The 17,101-nt window shown below is 65.6% G+C and carries 14 protein-coding genes; 2 read left to right on the top strand and 12 right to left on the bottom strand.

Translation table 11 applies throughout. The annotated features are described in order from the left end of the window. Window positions 1-8: 8 nt before the first annotated feature. Window positions 9-491, bottom strand: coding sequence for an acyl-CoA thioesterase (locus ACWBU6_RS11955; RefSeq protein WP_452649006.1), 483 nt, complete (start codon window positions 489-491; stop codon window positions 9-11). A 27-nt stretch (window positions 492-518) separates the two neighbouring features. Beyond that, window positions 519-3,389, bottom strand: a complete 2,871-nt coding sequence (locus tag ACWBU6_RS11950) for a CheR family methyltransferase (RefSeq protein ID WP_452649005.1) — start codon at window positions 3,387-3,389, stop codon at window positions 519-521. A gap of 104 nt (window positions 3,390-3,493) precedes the next feature. On the opposite strand from ACWBU6_RS11950, the gene ACWBU6_RS11945 reads away from it, so the two are divergent. After that, window positions 3,494-4,810: a M16 family metallopeptidase gene (locus tag ACWBU6_RS11945; RefSeq protein ID WP_452649004.1), complete on the top strand. Its 1,317-nt coding sequence runs from the start codon at window positions 3,494-3,496 to the stop codon at window positions 4,808-4,810. Between the two features lie 3 nt (window positions 4,811-4,813). Beyond that, window positions 4,814-6,196, top strand: coding sequence for a M16 family metallopeptidase (locus tag ACWBU6_RS11940; protein ID WP_452649003.1), 1,383 nt, complete (start codon window positions 4,814-4,816; stop codon window positions 6,194-6,196). Between the two features lie 25 nt (window positions 6,197-6,221). Here the strand turns inward: ACWBU6_RS11940 and ACWBU6_RS11935 are convergent, their stop codons facing one another. From ACWBU6_RS11935 to ACWBU6_RS11890, 10 genes are read right to left on the bottom strand one after another with little or no spacing between them, the layout of a single operon-like run. Continuing rightward, complete coding sequence (locus tag ACWBU6_RS11935; protein WP_452649002.1) at window positions 6,222-7,334, bottom strand: hypothetical protein; 1,113 nt, start codon at window positions 7,332-7,334, stop codon at window positions 6,222-6,224. After that, entirely contained in the window at window positions 7,331-8,041 is a 711-nt protein-coding gene (locus tag ACWBU6_RS11930) for an outer membrane lipoprotein-sorting protein (protein ID WP_452649001.1), read from the bottom strand. The genes ACWBU6_RS11935 and ACWBU6_RS11930 overlap by 4 nt, the downstream gene beginning before the upstream one ends. A gap of 3 nt (window positions 8,042-8,044) precedes the next feature. After that, window positions 8,045-9,274, bottom strand: coding sequence for an ABC transporter permease (locus ACWBU6_RS11925; RefSeq protein WP_452649000.1), 1,230 nt, complete (start codon window positions 9,272-9,274; stop codon window positions 8,045-8,047). After that, window positions 9,271-9,945: an ABC transporter ATP-binding protein gene (locus tag ACWBU6_RS11920; RefSeq protein ID WP_452648999.1), complete on the bottom strand. Its 675-nt coding sequence runs from the start codon at window positions 9,943-9,945 to the stop codon at window positions 9,271-9,273. The genes ACWBU6_RS11925 and ACWBU6_RS11920 overlap by 4 nt, the downstream gene beginning before the upstream one ends. Next, entirely contained in the window at window positions 9,945-10,388 is a 444-nt protein-coding gene (locus ACWBU6_RS11915; RefSeq protein ID WP_452648998.1) for a DUF2141 domain-containing protein, read from the bottom strand. Before ACWBU6_RS11915 ends, ACWBU6_RS11920 begins: the two co-directional genes overlap by 1 nt. A 22-nt stretch (window positions 10,389-10,410) precedes the next feature. After that, window positions 10,411-11,520 carry an ABC transporter permease gene (locus ACWBU6_RS11910; protein WP_452648997.1) on the bottom strand — a complete coding sequence of 370 codons (1,110 nt, stop codon included), beginning with the start codon at window positions 11,518-11,520 and terminating at the stop codon, window positions 10,411-10,413. Further along, window positions 11,517-13,877 carry an ATP-binding cassette domain-containing protein gene (locus tag ACWBU6_RS11905; protein ID WP_452648996.1) on the bottom strand — a complete coding sequence of 787 codons (2,361 nt, stop codon included), beginning with the start codon at window positions 13,875-13,877 and terminating at the stop codon, window positions 11,517-11,519. The genes ACWBU6_RS11910 and ACWBU6_RS11905 overlap by 4 nt, the downstream gene beginning before the upstream one ends. Beyond that, entirely contained in the window at window positions 13,874-14,731 is an 858-nt protein-coding gene (locus ACWBU6_RS11900; protein WP_452648995.1) for a SagB family peptide dehydrogenase, read from the bottom strand. Before ACWBU6_RS11900 ends, ACWBU6_RS11905 begins: the two co-directional genes overlap by 4 nt. Then, window positions 14,728-16,056 (bottom strand): YcaO-like family protein, encoded by a 1,329-nt coding sequence (locus tag ACWBU6_RS11895; RefSeq protein ID WP_452648994.1) that lies wholly within the window; start codon window positions 16,054-16,056, stop codon window positions 14,728-14,730. Before ACWBU6_RS11895 ends, ACWBU6_RS11900 begins: the two co-directional genes overlap by 4 nt. Before the next feature lie 3 nt (window positions 16,057-16,059). Next, window positions 16,060-17,034: a TOMM precursor leader peptide-binding protein gene (locus tag ACWBU6_RS11890; protein WP_452648993.1), complete on the bottom strand. Its 975-nt coding sequence runs from the start codon at window positions 17,032-17,034 to the stop codon at window positions 16,060-16,062. Between the last annotated feature and the right edge of the window lie 67 nt (window positions 17,035-17,101).

Here is a 17,101-nt window from a genome sequence, read left to right as displayed (position 1 = left end):
CCGCCTGCTTAAGCTTTCTTGACCGCAGCCGCCACTTGCTGGCGGGCCGCTTTGCGCAGCTTCGCCTTTTCCCAGCGCGCGATCTGTTCCGGGGTCTGCGGCACCAGCGGCGGCACCGCCTGCGGCTTGCGGTCCTGGCTCACTGCCACCATCGTGAAGTAGCAGCTGTTCGCGTGGCGCACCAGGCGCTGCTGGATATCTTCCGCCACCACGCGGATACCCACTTCCATCGAGCTGGTGCCGGTATAGTTGACCGATGCCAGGAAAGTCACCAGTTCGCCCACGTGGATAGGCTGCAGGAACATCACCTGGTCCACGGACAGCGTCACCACATAACTGCCCGAGTAGCGGCTGGCGCAGGCATAGGCCACGCCGTCCAGCAGCTTGAGGATGGCGCCGCCGTGCACGTTGCCAGAGAAGTTTGCCATGTCGGGCGTCATCAAAACCGTCATCGACAGCTCGTGCGCCGACCAGTGCATCGTGTTTTCCATCGCCATGCCAAGGGTAGTTACAGATGGCTATATGCTACCCGATGGCGCCGCCAAGCGCTCGTCGGTATCAACGATGCATCCGCTCCAGTGACGGACCTGGCCCTGCTGGTCAAGCAGCGGCGTGGCCAGCATGCTACCGCGGCGCCAGCCGCCGCCGGGTTGCCGAAGGCGCACTTCAGCGTCCATGCCGGCACCGCTGCGCACGGCCTCGCGCCACATGCCTTGCGCACGGGCGCGGTCGTCTGGGTGGACAGAATCCAGCCAAACTTCGCTCTCCTCACCGCTGGCATCGGTTTCCCAGCAGGTCTGGGCGAAGCCACGCAGCAGCAGGCGCAAGCGCGCTTCGCTGGCTTGCAGCGCGGCCTGCGCACGTGCCCGCTCGAATTCCACGCCAATGCGCGCGGCCGACTCGGCGAACAAGCTCACGTCCGGGCGTGTCCATTGGCGCGCGGTCTCCTGGCAGCCCAGGAAGAAGCCCAGCCAACGCTCACCCTTGCGGCAGACCACCGACAACAACGCACCGCTCCTGCCGGCTATGCCGGCCAACGCGCCAGCGGCGTCGGCAGCCCTTTCGTCGCCGGCCAGGTCGGCCAGCACCACGGCCTCCCCCACACGCCAGCGCGCCCGCACGGCCGTCCCAAGCGCCTCGACTTCGCCCGTTCCTTGCAGCGGCGGCATGCCTGCGGCATGGCCGGGCAGTATCACATAGTGTCCGTCATGGATATCGGCGAATGCCAGTTGCGGCAACGCCAGCCGCTCTCCCAGCAGGCGGCATCCCAAAGCCAGCACTTGCAGCGGTTCCTCCAGCGGGCGCAGGCTGTCGCCCAGCTGCAGCAGGAATTCCTGGTCGTCGGCGAGCAGGCGCGCCGCATCTTCCGCGCTGCGGCGGCGGCTGATATCGAAGAACGTCAGCACGGCGCCAATGATCTCGTCCTCACCCGTACGGTAGGGCCGCACGCGCACGATGTAATGGCGCCCATCGCTGCCCTGTACTTCGCGCTCCAGCGGCTGCAGGCTGTCGAAAGTGCGCACCACATCGTCTTCCAGCTGCGGGTAGTCCAGGCGGTGGGTGAGGTCGAGCAGGCTGCGGCCGGCGTCGCGCGGAAGCAGGTTGAAGATGCCGGCCGCGCGCGGCGTGAAGCGCCTGATCCTCAGGTGCGGATCGACAAACACGGTTGCCAGGTCGACCGAGGCGATCAGGTTGTTCAGGTCGTCGTTGGCCTTGCTGCTGTCTTCCAGTCGCGCTTTGAGTTCGGCATTGATGATGCTCAGTTCTTCATTATTGGACTGGAGTTGCTCGCACCCGCTCTCCGCCACCGCCAGGCGGTCGCGCAGATCATCCAGCGATGGCGATCCTGCTGGCGGCGTGCCTTCTGCCGCCGGGTGCAAGGCGGGCGCGCAGGTCCTGGCGGCAGAAGCGGGCGCCGGCGGCAGCGGCAGCAGCCCGTTGACCACACGTGCCTGGTAGATGCGGCTGGCGCGGTCGATCCCGGTAAACAATTCAGGCATTGTGTCCGCGGTTTCGGCGCTGCCCAAGAACAGGTAGCCGCCGCGCGCCAGGCCGAAGTGGAAGCGCTGCAACACCAGCCTTTGCATGGGCCGGTCAAGATAGATCATGAAATTGCGGCAGGTCACCAGGTCCAGCTCCGAGAACGGAGGATCGCGCAGCAGATTATGGCTGGCAAACGTGATATTCTCGCGCAGTACCTGGCGGACACGGTATTGCTTGCCGATACGGACGAAATAGCGCTCCAGGGTGGCCGCCGGCATCTCGTCGCGGATCGATGCAGGATACAGGCCGGCGCGCGCCGCGCCCAACGCCTGCTCGTCGATATCGGATGCAAAGATATGGATGCGCGGCGGCTCCGGCATATTGCGTGTCATGTCGGCAAACAGCATGGCCAGCGAATACGCTTCCTGCCCGGTCGAGCAAGCCGCCACCCAGACGCGCAACTCGCGTCGTTGGCGCCCATCCAGCAAGGCACGCAGCACCACCTCGCGCAGCCGGCCGAAAGCCTCGCTGTCGCGGAAAAAGCCTGTCACGCCGATCAGCAAATCCTTCATCAGCCGGGCCGCTTCCTCTTCGTCGCATGCCAGCAGCGAGCGGTAAGCCGCCACACTGTGCACGCCGTGCAGGTGCAGGCGGCGCTCAAGTCTGCGCAGAATGGTCGGGCGCTTGTAATGCCGGAAGTCGTGCCCGGTGCGCTCATGCAACATGGACAGCACCTCCTGCAGCGCTTGCGCCTCATCGGGCAAGCGCGCCGGTTCCGGCAGCGCCGCGCCGATCGACTGGCACAGCAACTGCAGGCGCGGCCCAATCTCTGCGGCCGGTAAGACCATGTCAGCCTGGCTGGCATCGATGGCAGACTGCGGCAGGAGCGCGAATTGCGCATCTTGCGGCAACTGGACAATTGCAGTGCCGCCCTGCTCGCGCAGCGCGGCGAGCCCACCGCATCCGTCATGGCCCATCCCTGACAGCAGCACGCCAACCCCCATGTTCCGGTGCGACAAGGACAGCGCATGGAAGAAATAATCGATCACGCCCAGCGTGGTCCGATCACCACCAGCTTCATCGAGGAACAGATAGTCATCCTCCACTTTGAGCAGGGTGCCCGGAGCGATCACATAAACATGGTTGGCCAGGACCTGGGTCGGGTGCCGGGTGACCTGAACCAGGGCCATGTTGCAGAAACGCTGCAGGGCCTCGGCACACTGGCTGGGCTGGTCCGGCGTTAGGTGCAGGATGATCACGATGGCAAATCCCGGTTCAGGCGGCAAGCCAGGCAGCAGCCTTTGCAGCGCCTCCAGGCCACCCGCCGACGCACCGATGCCGACCAGCGGAAATTTCGCGCTGGAGGTGGCCTGCTCAACCCTGTCGGGCGCGTTTGGCGGGTTCATTGAATATGTGCTCCTGGTCCATTGTACCGCCTTCCGAACGAATAGCATTTTCGCTATGGATCTAGTATTCTTCCGGCAACTTCTTTGATGGAAAAGGAAACCCGATGAAACTGAAAATCCTGGCAACGGTGCTGGCCTATGCAGCCGCGGCGTATGCCCAGGCCGCGCTGACGGCCGACCAGGTCAAGAGCTTCACGCTGAATAACGGCATGAAGTTCATCGTGCTGGAAAGTGCCAGCATCCCGAATGCGACCATGTACACCTACTTCAAGGTCGGTTCGCGCAACGAAGCGCCGGGCACCAGCGGCCTGTCGCACTTCTTCGAGCACATGATGTTCAACGGCTCGAAGCACTACGGCCCGAAGATGTTCGACCGTACGATGGAAGCCAACGGCGGCTCGAACAACGCCTACACCAACAGCGACGTGACGGTGTACCAGGACTGGTTCCCGGCCTCTTCGCTGGAAACCATCTTCAAGCTGGAAGGCGACCGCATCGGCCAGCTGTCGATCGATCCCAAGATGGTCGAAAGCGAGCGTGGCGTGGTGCTGTCCGAACGCAGCACCGGCCTGGAGAACTCCAATGCGCAGATGCTGATGCAGGACCTGGACAGCGTCGCCTTCGTGGCCCACCCTTATGCGATTCCGACCATCGGCTGGGAATCGGACATCAAGGCCTGGACGCTGAAAGACCTGCAGGACTACTTCCGCACCTACTACGCGCCGAACAATGCCGTGTCCGTGATCGTCGGCGACGTCAAGCTCGCCGAGGTCAAGAAGCTGGCCACCAAATACTTCGGCAGCATCCCCAAACGCGCCGCGCCGCCGGCTGTGCGCACCGTGGAGCCTGAACAGAAAGGCGAACGCCGCCTGTTCGTCGCCAAGCCCTCCGCCACTTCCGCCAACCTGATAGCGGCCTACAAGATACCGGAACGCGCCTCCGCCGATACCTACGCGCTGGACGTGTTGCAATCGGTGCTCACCGACGGCAAGACTTCGCGCCTGTACAAAGCCCTGGTGGAAACCCGCCTGGCAACCAGCGTAGGCGCCAACAGCAGCGACGGTTTCGACCCGGGCCTGCTGTACATCATGACCGTGGCCGCCGCCGGCGTGGAACCTGCCAAGCTGGAAAAGGCCATGCTGGAAGCGATCGACAAGGTCGTGAAGGAAGGCGTAAGCGAGGAGGAGCTGCAAAAGGTGAAGAATTCCCGCCTGCTGGGCATCTACCGCATGCAGGAAACCATCAACGGCAAGGCGCAGATGCTGGGCAACTACGAGGTCTTCAACGGCGATTACAAGAAAGCCTTCGACGCACCGGCCGCCTACGAAAAACTGACGACCGCCGACATCCAGGCCGTCGCCGCCAAGTACCTGAAGAAATCGCAACGCACCATCGGCGTGCTGGCCGCGAAGGAGGATTGATTGATGAAGAACGTGATTACCGTAGCGCTTACCGGCGCCATTGCCGCCTCCGCGCAAGGCGCCGAATTCAAGCTGCCGGCGTTTGAAACCGCCAGGCTGCCGAACGGGCTGACCGTCTACATGATGGAACGCCACGACGTGCCGCTGGTCGCCGTGCGCGCCGTGGTGAAAGCCGGCGCGGTCAACGACGGCAAGCAAGCCGGCCTCGCCAACCTGACCGGCGACGGCGTGCTGCTCGGTTCGGCCAGGCACAGCAAGGCCGAAATCGACCAGGCCTTCGACTTCCGCGGCGCCGTCCTGGCCGGCGGCGGCAGCGTCGAACAATCGACCGTGGCAGCCAATTTCGCCCGCAAGGATACCGACACCCTGCTGCCGCTGTTCGCAGAACTGGTGCAGACGCCAAGCTTCGACGCAGCAGAACTGGACAAGCTGCGCGCCCGCAAGGTCGATGGCCTGAAGCAGGCCAAGGAAAGTCCGCGGCTGGTGGTCGGCAATTACTACCGCGCCATGCTGTTCGGGAACGCCGCATATGCCAACCCATCCTCCGGCACGGTCAACAGCCTGACAGCGCTGAAGCAGGAAGACGTGAAAGCCTTCCACCAGCGCTACTTCCGCCCGGATAACGCAGCGCTGGTGCTGGTGGGCGACTTCGACCCGGCCGAGATGCGCAGGAAAGTGGAAGCGCTGTTTGGCCAATGGAAGGCCGAAGGCCCCGCCCCGCAACGCGCCAGCTACGGCACGGTGCAAGCGGACAAGGCGCGCGTCTGGGTGGTGAACAAATCCGACGCGAGCGAGACCACCTTCCTGATCGGCGGCCCCGGCATTGCACGCAACGATCCCGACTATGTGCCGCTGCAGGTGCTGAATACGGTGCTGGGCGGCCGCTTCACCTCCTGGCTGAACGACGAACTGCGCGTGAATTCCGGCCTGACCTACGGCGCCAATTCGAGCTTCAACACCCTGTCCCAGACCGGCACGTTCTCGATCTCCAGCTTCACCGCGCTGCCGAAGACGGAAGCGGCGCTGGACCTGGCGTTGAAGACCTATGACCGCCTGTGGAGCAAAGGCATCGACAAGGCCACGCTGGATTCGGCCAAGGCATACGTCAAAGGCCAGTTCCCGCCGCGCTACGAAACCAGCGAACAACTGGCATCCCTGCTGGGAGACATGTACGCCAACGACGTCAGCCGCAGCCAGATCGACAACTTCATGAAAGACGTCGACAGCCTGACCCCGGAACGCGCCAAGCAGCTGGTGGCGAAGCACTTCCCGCGCAAGAACCTGCAGATGGTTCTGGTCGGCAAAGCCGCCGAGATCGACCAGATCGCCGCCAAATACGGCGAAGTGACCAAGCTCGAGATCACCGCCGACGGCTTCCAGCCATGATGAAAGTCGGGGTCAGCTCCGACTTCTAAAATGCATGGCGCAGTCGTAGGGCCAGCGTTTCCTTGACCGGTGCGAGGGCTCTTTCGCTGCCGGTCTTTCCGCCCTGGCGCATGGCCGAGAACATCAGGTGCGTACGTGCGCTGAGTGCGTAGTCGGCCTGGCCGTGCCACACCCGGCTGCTGTCGTCCAGTCCCAGATACACTCCAACGCCTACGTCCCAGGCGCCGGCCGCCTTTGATACCGTGAGGCTGGCGTAATGCTGCCTTGCGCCCAGGCTGGGGAGGCGGCTGGCCAGCGTTGCCAGCACGTGCGGCGGCAGGTTCGATTGCGCTTGCTGGCGCAGCGTTTCGTATTCTTCCTGCGCCATGCCCTGGCCGTTGTAGGCGTATTCCAGTTGAAGTTTGGGCAGGGTTGGCGGTGTCAGCACAATGCCTGCGGTAGCGCGGGTGTAGCCATCTGCGCCGCCTGCGCGGTAGGCCGAGGCGTACCAGGACAAGACATCGGCCGGCGCGGCGCTGACCGTGGCGCCAATACCGGCACGCTCGCCATGGGCCCGGCGCAGCAACATCCCTGCGCTGATGGCGTCGAATTCATATCCGAACTTGAGCATGGTCTGCACCCGGCCGCCCGCCTGCCGTGCGTGCAGTACGGCGGCGCTGGCACGCTCGCCGCTCCACGACAGCACCGCCATCGGGATGCCTTCGGCGTTGCCGAGGGTGTCCAGCGGGTCGCTCAGGTCCGTGCGCTTTTGCAGGAAGCCAAGCGGCTGGTTGATATACGAGGGGTCCAGCGCGTACAGGCGTTTGCCGAGCGACAGCGATGCTCCCGCGCCCAGCTCGAACACGCGGTTCAGTTCCTGCAGCACGGCCTTGCCGCGCGTTCCATCCCGGTCGGCATGCAGCGCTTCGGTGCGCACGCGCCATGTGAAGTCGTGCCGGCGGCCTTCAACCAGTGCGACAGCGCGCGTGCCGCTGCCTGCGATGCCGAGGAAGTTATCGCGGTTCAGCGGCGTGTCCTGCAGGATGGTGCGCTCCTGCGCGCCCAATACGAAGCCGCCAGTCCAGTCTTCGCCTGCCGAGGCATCGCCCGGCGCGGCGGCGACGGCTGCCGCCAGCGGCAGGCATTGCAAGCCCTTCATTGCTCCAGCGTGCGCGGGTTGAACATATTGGCCGGGAATTGCGCCGCCCTTAGCTTTTCGAATACGACCCGCGTTTCTTCGCCCGGCTGCTGCGGGTCGGCGTAGCGGGTGGTTGGGGGCAAGCCGCCCTTTGCCGTGTCGAAGGTGGCGATCTTCAGCAGCTTGCCGCTGGCGACGTACAGCATCGCCTTGAGCGGCACATAGCGCCCGTCCTGGCGCGCTGCCAGCAAGGTAATCTTCGAATACGTGGCGGCCTCGTTGCGGCTGCGCAGTTCAAGCGCGATGCAGCTCTTCACCGGGCAGCCATCGGCCGCGTCTTCCAGCACCGCGGCATCGTAATCATGGCTGAAGCGGATGCGCGACAGGTCGCCGATGTTCGCCTTGCCAAGCAGGGTTTGCAGTGGCGTCAGGCGGATGGCGCGCCGCGTGCGCGGTGCGTAGAAGAACAGGCCGCTATCGGTGGTGAGGAATTTCTGTCCGCGCTGGTCGACGCTGGTCGCTTCCACCAGCACCTGGTTGTAGTTGGCGCCGCGGATCACGTAAGTGCCGGGCTCCTGGCCATTGCCCGCTTCGATGCGCACGTTCGCTTCAAAGCTGTTGACCGGCATGCGGTACTGGTCCACCTGCTGCAGGATTTCGGTGGCGCTCGGCGCGGACGCTTGTGCCGCGCCGGCAGCGAACATCAGGATGAGGAATCGTTTCAGCATGGTCTAGTTGGAAGTCAGGATGGCTTTCACCGGCATGCGGCCGATGCGCCTGCTGGTCAGCCAGGCCGCTGCCATCGCGAGCAGCGGCAAGGCTACGACGATCGCCAGGCTTGGCTGAAACAGCCAAAGCAGGTGCAAAGGCACGCCGATATTGCGCCCCGGCGGCGGCGCGAGTTCGATGCCGGCTGCGTTAATCGCCAGCGTGGCAAGCCATGCGGCCGTTCCGCCGGCGATGGCGCCGAAGGCGCCTTGCAGCAGGCCTTCGAACATGAACAGGCGCCGTACCATCGCTTGTGGAATGCCCATGGCGCGCAACGTGCCGATCTCCTTGCCGCGTTCATAAATCGTAGCCAGCGTCATGGCCGCCACGCCGAGAAATACGATCAGGCCGATGATCGCGCCGAAGACAATGAACTGGTTGCGAAACAGGGCCATGACTTGAGGGTAAAGCGGCGCGAGTTCCTGCCAGTGCTGCAGGCGTACCCCGCTTCCGATTGCCTGCGTGATGGCGGCCGACTGCGCTTCGGCACTTTGCGTGTCATGGTAAAGCAAGGACAGGTGTGAAATTTTCGTCGTGCGCAGCAGCTCTTGCGCAGTTTCGATGGGAACCTGCAGCGCATACAAGTCGCGCTCCGGAATACCGGTAGCGATGATGCCCGCCACGTCGACATCCATCGCGTTTACGCTGCCCTGCACCGTCGTGGTCATCAGCGTCAGGGACTGGCCGGGATGAACGCCGAGGCGGCGCGCCATTTCCTTGCCGATCAGGACCTGGTAGCGCCCTTCGTCGCCAGCACGCAATGGCTCGCCCTGCGCCAGTACCTGGAAAGCGCCGTAGGCCTGGCGCTCGCGCAGCGGGTCCACGCCTTGGGCTTCGAAGTTGAGCGTGCGCGGCCCGTTCGACACCAGGCCGCTGAATTGCAGGCGCGGTGCGATGCGGCGCACACCTTCCATTTTTGCCAGGATGGTTTCGATGCGGGTGCGCTCGGCGGCGTCCAGCCCGTACTGGAGCTGCTGCTCCGTATAGCCGTCCGCGGGCGGGACCGCGCCGATCTGCGCATGTCCCAGCCCGCCGCGAATAGTGCTCTCGCGCAGCCCGTCCAGCGAAGCGGCGATGTACGCGGCGAACAACAGCAAGGCCAATGTGCCGATGGCGATGGTCCCGCCAAGCAGGAGCGAGCGGCGGCCGTTGCGCAGCACGTTGCGATGGGCCAGCACCAGCCACTGCGTCATGCGGCCACCTTGCCGTCCTCCAGGCGCAGTACCTGGGCCGCCATCTCCATCACCCGCTGGTCGTGGGTGGCGATGATGAAGGTTGTGCCGAGGTCGCGATGCAGGCGGTCGACCAGTTCCAGCATCTGCTGCGCGGTCTTGCTATCCAGGTTGCCGGTCGGTTCGTCGGCGATCACCAGCTTGGGGCGGTTGACCAGGGCGCGTGCAATCGCCACGCGCTGCTGCTGGCCGCCGGATAATTGCGCGGGTGTGTGGTCGAGGCGATGCTGCATGCCCACCAGCGCCAGGGCCTCGCTTGCAGCCTTGCGCCGCTCGCGCTTCGGCAAGGCGCATGTGGCCAGCGCAAGCTCCACGTTTTCCTGCGCGGTCAGGGTGCCGACCAGGTTGAAGTTCTGGAAGACGAAGCCCAGCTTGCGGTTGCGGAAGGTGTCCAGTTCATGTTCCGGTAAAGCCTGCAGCGCTGCGCCGTCGAGGTGGATCGTGCCGCTGTCCGGTTGCTCGAAGCGCGCCAGCATGCCAAGCAAGGTGCTCTTGCCACTGCCGGACGGCCCGGCAATTGCCACCACCGACGGTTGCGCCACCTGGAAGGAAACGCTATCGAGCGCGGCGATTCGCTCTTCGCCGCGGCGGTAATGCTTGCTCACTTGCCTGACGTCGACGATCGGCGCCATCAATACACCATGTCCAGTGCGACGTCGTTGGCGCCGGGCTTGACGTCGATGCGCGCATCGTCGAACGTGGGCGGGCCATAATGGCCGCGCGCGTTACGGGAAAAGCCCCAGCCTTCCTGCGGCATGCCGTTGGCCGACTTATCCAGCCTTCCGTTAAGGTTCTCATCGTGGTAAACCATGACCGCGTAGCTGCCAGGCGTCACGCCGGGGAACTTCAGCACGTTGCCTGCGGCGGCTGGCTGCACCGCGAAGTACTGGCAGGCCTTCAGGAAGGAGTTCTTGTTGCAGATGGCGCCCATCAACGCGCCCTTCTGCCCTGCGATGCCGTCCAGGGTCACGCTCACGGTTGCCGTACCGGCAGCTGCCGGCTGCCGGCTGCCGAAAGCATACGCAGCGGCGACGCCGGCCAGTGCCAGCACGCCGGCGATTATCAGGATATTCATGCTCTTCAATCCAGGACTCCTTTTAATGCAGGTCGCGCGGCGTCCAGCCGAAGCGGCGCACCGCCAGCAGCAGGCAGGCACACATCATTGCGGCCAGTACCACGATGCTGTAGGCGTCGCCCTTCCAGCTCATGCCGCCGGTGAGAGCGTGGCGAATGCTGGCCATCATGGCGTTCAGCGGCAGATACTCGAACGCATCGCGCAGGAATGGCGGCAGGCCTCCCAGCGGAATCATGAGGTTACCCGAGAAGAGCAGCGGGAAGTACAACAGGTTGCTGACCATGGTGACGCCCGCCACGCTGCGGCTGACGGCCGCCAGCAATAGTCCCAGCGCCAGGAAGGCGCCACAGCCCAGGGCCAGCATGCCACCCGCCGCCGCAATGCCAGCTGGGCCGGCGTTCAGCTTCACGCCATATACGGCCCAGGCGACAACAAACATGACGACGCTGGCCAGCACGATGATGATGAGGCGCGACAGGCACCAGGCCAGCACCACCACGCCAGTCGGCATCGGGAAGAGCTGGTAAAGGCGGAACATGCCGCCTTCGCGGGCGGCGACCAACGGACCGGCAAATCCCATCAGGCTGGTGGACAGTATGACCAGGCCGGCCAGGCCGCTGACCAGGAACAGGCGGTAGTCCAGTGCGCCGGCGGCTGGCGCCGGCGGCGCTGGCAAGACCACGCGCGGTTCGTCCTGCAATCCCGCCAGGTTGTAGCCGTCGCTGAAGCCGCGCAGCATGCCGTAACTGGCCTCCAGTGTGGGGCCGGCGGTCAGCGTGGTCGCCAGCTTCATCTCGGTGCTGTGCCCGGCGCGCACCGCTTCGGCGAAGCCGGCGGGGATGGTGAGTTCCAGGTCCGGCTTCATGCCCAGCGCCGGCGCAACCACCCGGAACTCGATGCTGTTCTGCAGCCGCAGGCCGCGCGCCAGTTCGCTGGCATAGCTTGCGCTTTCCGCGCTGCGGTCCATGTCGTGCACTACCAGCGTTACCGGACCAAGCTTGGCTTCCTGTCCAAACAGGGCCATCTGCATCATCAGCATCAGCAAGGGGAAGGCGAAAGTCCAGAACAGGGCCAGGCGGCCGCGCAGGAACAGCGCAAGGTCGGCGCGCGCCAGATGCAGCAGGTTCTTCATGCGGTTCCACCTTTGGTGAGGTCGGCCAGGAAGTCTTCGATGGTCGAGGCTTCGAGGCTGAAGTGGGCGATGCCATGCTGGTCGATGAAACGGCGGAATCCGGCGTCGAAGCCTTGGGCGCCCTGGAGTTGCCAGCCTTGCAGCGTTGCTTCGGCGCGCACCAGCCCCGGCAAGGCGCGCATGGATTGTTCAATGTCGCCTGCCAGCGCCTGGCCGATACGGGCCTTGAAGCGGCCAACCCGGCGCGCCAGCAGTTGGTCGAGCGTGCCGCCGTCCACCAGCTTGCCTTTTTCCATGCAGAGGATGCGGTCCATGCCGAGCAAGTCGGCAGGGATGTGGGAAATCTGCAGGATCGTCGTCGGCAGGCCGGCCAGCAGGTCGCGCAAGGCGCGGGCGTGCCATTCGTCGAGTCCAAGCGAGGGTTCATCGAGCAGCGCCAGCTGCGGCACGTGGGATAGCGCGAGCCACAGCATGACGCGCTGTTTCTGGCCGCGCGAGAGTTGTTGCCACAGTTTGCTGCGCAGCTCTTCCATGCCGAGGGCCCGGGTCACCGCCGGTTCGGTGCGGGCGTAAACCGTTTCGTGCAGCGCCATGATTTCACTGACGCGCATCTGGCCCGGCAGGTCGGCGCTTTGCAGCAGGCCACCTAATTGCTGCCTTACTTTGGCGTCGCGCGGGTCCCCGATTGCCAGCTGGACCTTGCCGCTGCCGGGCGTGCGCAGGCCGAGGAGCGTCTCCAGCAGGATGGTCTTGCCGCTGCCATTGGGGCCGACTACGGCGACGCGTTCGCCCTTGCGCAGTGCCAGGTCGCCCGGTTTCAGCGTGAAGCCCGATGGCAGGCGCAGTTCGATGCCGAGCGCCTCGAGGACAATGGCGGAAGGTTGCGCGGCGCATGGCGCCGCAGGGTCCGGATCGCACGCGGCCTCTGGCGAGGAAGGCGCCGCTTCGGGCGTCGATGGCGCGATGGCCATGACTTCGTCGCCGGGATCGATGCCGTTATCGAGCAGCATTTCGCGTGCATGGGCGCGGTATAACGGGTGCTGCATCGCTTCACGCAGCATGCCCGCGCCGCGGTCGCGGTCCCCGCCGTAATTGGGTGGGGCGTGCAGCAGCAGCGAGGCGTGATGGATCAGCAGGTCCGGATCGCCGGCAATGAGCTCCTGCGCTTTGCCGAAGGCGTGCAAGGCGTTCTGCCCTGCCGTCGCGACCTTGATGATGTTGGGCTGGGCCAGCAGGATGGCCAGGATCGCGCGTACACCGCGCCATAGCCACTGGCGGCCTGCCGGCAGGATGTCCGCGGCCTTCAGCAAGGCATCGATGCCGGCCTCCTGAGCGGGCGCCAGCCTGGCGCCGCCGTGAACATGGAGCAGTGCCTGGTTCAGGCGCGCGCCGAGCAAGGCATCCAGCAGCGCTGGCTGGGTGAACGCCGCTTCCGCTTCAAGCATTGCGATGCCGGCCGACAGGTGCTCGGCGCGCTTGCTGCTCCAGGCGGTGAAGATGGCCTGCTGCACCTGCGCGATCAGGCCGGCTTGGCGGGCATCGGCACCGTCACCGCTTGCCGCCAGCGCGGCGATCGGGATGCCGCTGGCTTGCATTGCCAGCTCGACTATCTGGGCATCCGCCGCGGCGCGCGAGACGGCACGGAACAGCGAAACAATCGCCGCCGCGCCACCGCGTGCGTCGACCGCTTCCACCAGGTCTGCACCGATGCGGCAGGCGGCGCGGTAGGCGTCGATGCCGGCGCCAGCCGAGGGCCCGAACATGGCGTCGCCGTCGCGCGACAGCATGGTACGCAGCGCCGGCGCCAACTCCGGCCGCCGCGGTAAAGGCGTGGCCCCGCCGAAACGGTTGGCAAACAGTTGTGCCAGTCCTTCATCGAGCAAGCGCACGCCGCAAGTGAGGAAGCAATGCGCCACTTCGTGGAATACCACCGCGCGCAGGCCGTCGGCATAGCCGTCGGCCTGCGTCGACATCCGCACCAGCGCCAGCCCCGGCAGGCTTTCCATCGTCAGGTGCATATTGCGTTCGGACGGCACGCATTGCAGCAGGATGCACGGCGGCGGCAGGCCGAGGAAGGCGGCGCAGGCGCTCACCGCTTCGTCGAAGTTGTGCAGCAGCGCAGGGGGCGGCTCATGGTCGCCCAGCACATGGACGCTGCCGCAAGCACGCCACGCGCGCCGCCCGGCCAGCATGTCCTGCAGAATTGGATAGGCATGGAAGCGGCCGCGCAGCGCGAACAGGCGATCGAGCGCCTGCGCGGCGCCTTCGCTGTCGCCGGCCGCAGCCAGGCGCAGCACGGCGCCTGCCGCATCGCGCAGCCACAACTCGCTGTCCTGCCAGCCCGGTGCGTCGTTCATTCGTCCTCGCCGGCGGCAGGTGCAGGCGGCGCTTCGCGGCCGAGCAGCATGACCGAAGCCACGGTCTCGGTCACGCCGTCGATATCCAGCAAGGCCGCCAATTCGTCGTCGTAATAGGCGCCATAGACCAGGGAGCCCAGGCCCAGGCCCTGCGCAGCCAGGCACAGGTTCTGCGAGGCATGGCCGGCTTCCAGCAGCGACATGCGGTAGCCGCGCGCGCCGTACTTGGCGGTGGCGCGCTGCGGCACGCTGGTCATCACGCACACCACCGGCGCCTTGACGCCCGACTCGCCCGACTTCACCTCTGCGCTGCCGAAGGCATCGCCCTGCTGCGGCTTCAGCACGCGCAGCAGGTGGCTGCGGGCATCGTAATGCGCGATGCACGGCGCGATGCCTTCCACTTCATTGAGGAAGAAGTAGAACTCGGTCGGGTACAAGCCGCCCGGCGATGGATAGGAACGGAACGCCAGCTTCACATGCGGCGCGATATCGCTCTTGGCCATGCGCCGCACGCGCAGCGAATGGTGCAGCAGGCTGGAAAGCTCCTGCAGCGTCATGGCCCCGGCGAAGGCACGCGCGCTCTTGCGCAATTCCAGCGCCTGCGCCAGCTCGCCCAGCGCCAGCACCGGCTCCGGCAACTCGATCGCCGGGCAGGACGGGTAAGCGTTGTAGCCCGCCGCGCCGCGCGCGATATAGGCCGGATGGCGCAGGAAGCGCACGATGTTCTTCACCTGCCCCATCAAGGTCGCGCGGTGGAACTTGGTCTGCTCGTGCAGGATTTCGGCCGGGTCGTCGATATCGAACTGGCCCGCCATGGCCTGCGGCGGCAGCAATTCCTGGAGTGTCTTGGTCATGGGAACGGATGCGGTTCGAGGTTAGGTTCAGGCACGCCCGGCAAGCCCCAGTGCGCGGCTATGGCGCGCAGGCGGCGTTCGTCGCGGCTTATTAGGCCGTCGCCGAACAGCAGCGGATGCAGGCCGGGGATAAAGGCACGCAGCACGCAGAAACCCAGGCTGGCGACGTCGGCGGAAGTGACATCCACCGCCAGCGCGCGCAGGCCCATGACTTTCAGGCGTGCCAGCAGGTCGCCCATGCCGGAGAGCTGGCGCAGCGAAGGATCGTCGGAAGAAACCGTGGCCTCGCTGGTAAACAGGAAGTCCATCGCGCCCTGGCGCGAACGGTCCAGGAAGTACGCGAAATGGTCGCCCGGGTTGCGGATTGCCGCCTGCTCCGGCAGCGGCGTGCCGGCCGCCAGGATCGAACTGCCCCACACATAGCCGTGGAAGGCTTCCACCACGGCCTTGTTGATGGCAGTGGCCACGTCCAGGTGGGCGCTGGCGCCGAGCGACATGGTGCCGTCGTTGCGGCTGCGCGCCAGGCACAGCACCACCGGCATGCCGACATCGGTCGTAATGTCCCACAGGTGCACGTCGAGGCTGGGATGGGCCAGTTGGCGGCGTACGCCCGGCAGCAGCCGTTCCATGGTGGATGGTGCGAGCACCAGCCTGCGCGGCGCATATTTCATCTGCCACATGCCGGCGAAGGCATCGCGCTCGATCACTTCAGCCAGGCCGCTCAGCAGCGCCCTGCCCTCGTCCATGCCCGTCGCCAGGCCGGTGGAAGAAGACTGCATCACGATCTCGCGCTTGTCCTTGACCTGCATGCCAAGGTAGACCATCTGCGCCGGCACATAGGTTTCACGCGCCGGGTCCATCAGGTCGGCGGCCGGCGCCCAGGCGCGCACCAGCGAGGTGTCGTCTGCCGCGTATTCAAAGCCCTCGACATACTGCCCTGGCGCGAACAGCACGAACTGTCCAGGGCCGACTGCCGCATCACCCAGCGCATCCTGAGAGGCATACAGCAACTGGTCGTCGAAATGCGCGGCAGCCGCATAACGCTCCACCGCTTCGCCGAAAGCCGCCCACATGGCCGACGTCCGGTCGAAGGCGGCGCCGGACCCGGCCAGGCTGGCGCGGTCGGTGTTGGGGTTGTTCGCCTTGCCGCGCGCCGGGTCTATCATCATGCTCTTGATGTCCACCATCAGGGCATTGAAGACGAACAGGCCGCGTGCATCGGGGTGTTCGGTTTCTTCCAGCAGCGACGTGATGATGCCGTGGCGGCGGTGCACCAGGGCGTCGTGTACCAGGGCCAGTTGGCCCGCATCGGACAAGCGCTCCATGGCTTAAGCCCGACGGCGCAACAGCGCCTGCTGGAATACGCTGCCCACCGGGCGCTCCGTGCTGGCTGTGCCGCACACTTGGCAACGCGGCAGGCGCAGCACGCGCGAACGCAGGATCTCGCCGCTGGCGCTGTCGATTTCGCTAAACACGCTTTGCTGCAGGCCTTCCAGCGTGCCGGCCAGGAATTGCAGTGCCACGCGCGACGCTTCGGCCACGCCGAACTGCACCGCCAGGCGGCTGGGCAGCGCGTGGTACAGGATGTTCTCCGACTGGCTGCGCATATCGAATTCGGCCACGAACTTGCGGGTGGAACGCACGCGGTGGAAGTAGCATTCGTAGCAGCCGGTGGCCTTCGGCAGCACCAGCGGGCCGCAATGCACAGTGTTCCAGTCGATGCCGACAGTCAGCGCCGGCCAGCCGGCGGCAACCGCCTTGGCATTCATGGCGCGGAACAGTGCGATATCGTCGAAGTCCGACGCCACCAGCAGCAGCGCGCGGCGCTCGCCCTTGTCCGGCAAGGGGCCGTCGCGCAGCACACGCTCGACCCGCACGCCAAGTTCGGTCAGCGAGGCAGCCAGCGCATCGGCACAGGAACCGCTGCCGGCCAGCGCCAGCACCCAGTTCGACTTGTCGTACAGCGGGCGCTGGGCCGGGCCGGACATGCCGTCCTGCTCGCGGCGGTGCTGCAGGTGATGGAAGGTGGCGTCGCCGCCGGTGCGGCCGTTGTGCTTGAGCAGCACGCGCGCCTCGACCAGCGCATTGACCGCCGCTTCCACCGCCTCGGGCGGGAAGCTCTCGGCGCGGTCGTCGAGCAGTTGTTTCAGCGTCACGCCGTTGGCGGCGTCGGCCAGGATGCTTTTCAGGATGCCGACCCGGTCTTCCACCGTGAATCGGCGGCCCACCACGGAAATGGCAATCTTGTCTTCGCCCAGCGTGGTCACTTCGGCCAGCGGCGAGATGTACAGGGACTCACTCATTCTCTTAACCCGTCTCAGAAAAAAGGCAAGGCGCCGGCGCCGGTGCACGAGGCACCGGCGCCGGGGT

Source organism: Pseudoduganella sp. HUAS MS19, assembly GCF_053615455.1.
Note: the sequence above shows the minus strand (reverse complement) of the source record. Positions and strands in the feature narration are given on the sequence as shown.

Bases quoted from the DNA above. Each gene is read 5' to 3' on its own strand.
- ACWBU6_RS11915 (WP_452648998.1), bottom strand. From the start codon at position 10,388: ATGAATATCCTGATAATCGCCGGCGTGCTGGCACTGGCCGGCGTCGCC.
- ACWBU6_RS11895 (WP_452648994.1), bottom strand. From the start codon at position 16,056: ATGGAGCGCTTGTCCGATGCGGGCCAACTGGCCCTGGTACACGACGCC.
- ACWBU6_RS11905 (WP_452648996.1), bottom strand. From the start codon at position 13,877: ATGAACGACGCACCGGGCTGGCAGGACAGCGAGTTGTGGCTGCGCGAT.
- ACWBU6_RS11940 (WP_452649003.1), top strand. From the start codon at position 4,814: ATGAAGAACGTGATTACCGTAGCGCTTACCGGCGCCATTGCCGCCTCC.
- ACWBU6_RS11910 (WP_452648997.1), bottom strand. From the start codon at position 11,520: ATGAAGAACCTGCTGCATCTGGCGCGCGCCGACCTTGCGCTGTTCCTG.
- ACWBU6_RS11950 (WP_452649005.1), bottom strand. From the start codon at position 3,389: ATGAACCCGCCAAACGCGCCCGACAGGGTTGAGCAGGCCACCTCCAGC.
- ACWBU6_RS11930 (WP_452649001.1), bottom strand. From the start codon at position 8,041: ATGCTGAAACGATTCCTCATCCTGATGTTCGCTGCCGGCGCGGCACAA.
- ACWBU6_RS11920 (WP_452648999.1), bottom strand. From the start codon at position 9,945: ATGGCGCCGATCGTCGACGTCAGGCAAGTGAGCAAGCATTACCGCCGC.
- ACWBU6_RS11955 (WP_452649006.1), bottom strand. From the start codon at position 491: ATGGAAAACACGATGCACTGGTCGGCGCACGAGCTGTCGATGACGGTT.
- ACWBU6_RS11900 (WP_452648995.1), bottom strand. From the start codon at position 14,731: ATGACCAAGACACTCCAGGAATTGCTGCCGCCGCAGGCCATGGCGGGC.
- ACWBU6_RS11945 (WP_452649004.1), top strand. From the start codon at position 3,494: ATGAAACTGAAAATCCTGGCAACGGTGCTGGCCTATGCAGCCGCGGCG.
- ACWBU6_RS11935 (WP_452649002.1), bottom strand. From the start codon at position 7,334: ATGAAGGGCTTGCAATGCCTGCCGCTGGCGGCAGCCGTCGCCGCCGCG.
- ACWBU6_RS11925 (WP_452649000.1), bottom strand. From the start codon at position 9,274: ATGACGCAGTGGCTGGTGCTGGCCCATCGCAACGTGCTGCGCAACGGC.
- ACWBU6_RS11890 (WP_452648993.1), bottom strand. From the start codon at position 17,034: ATGAGTGAGTCCCTGTACATCTCGCCGCTGGCCGAAGTGACCACGCTG.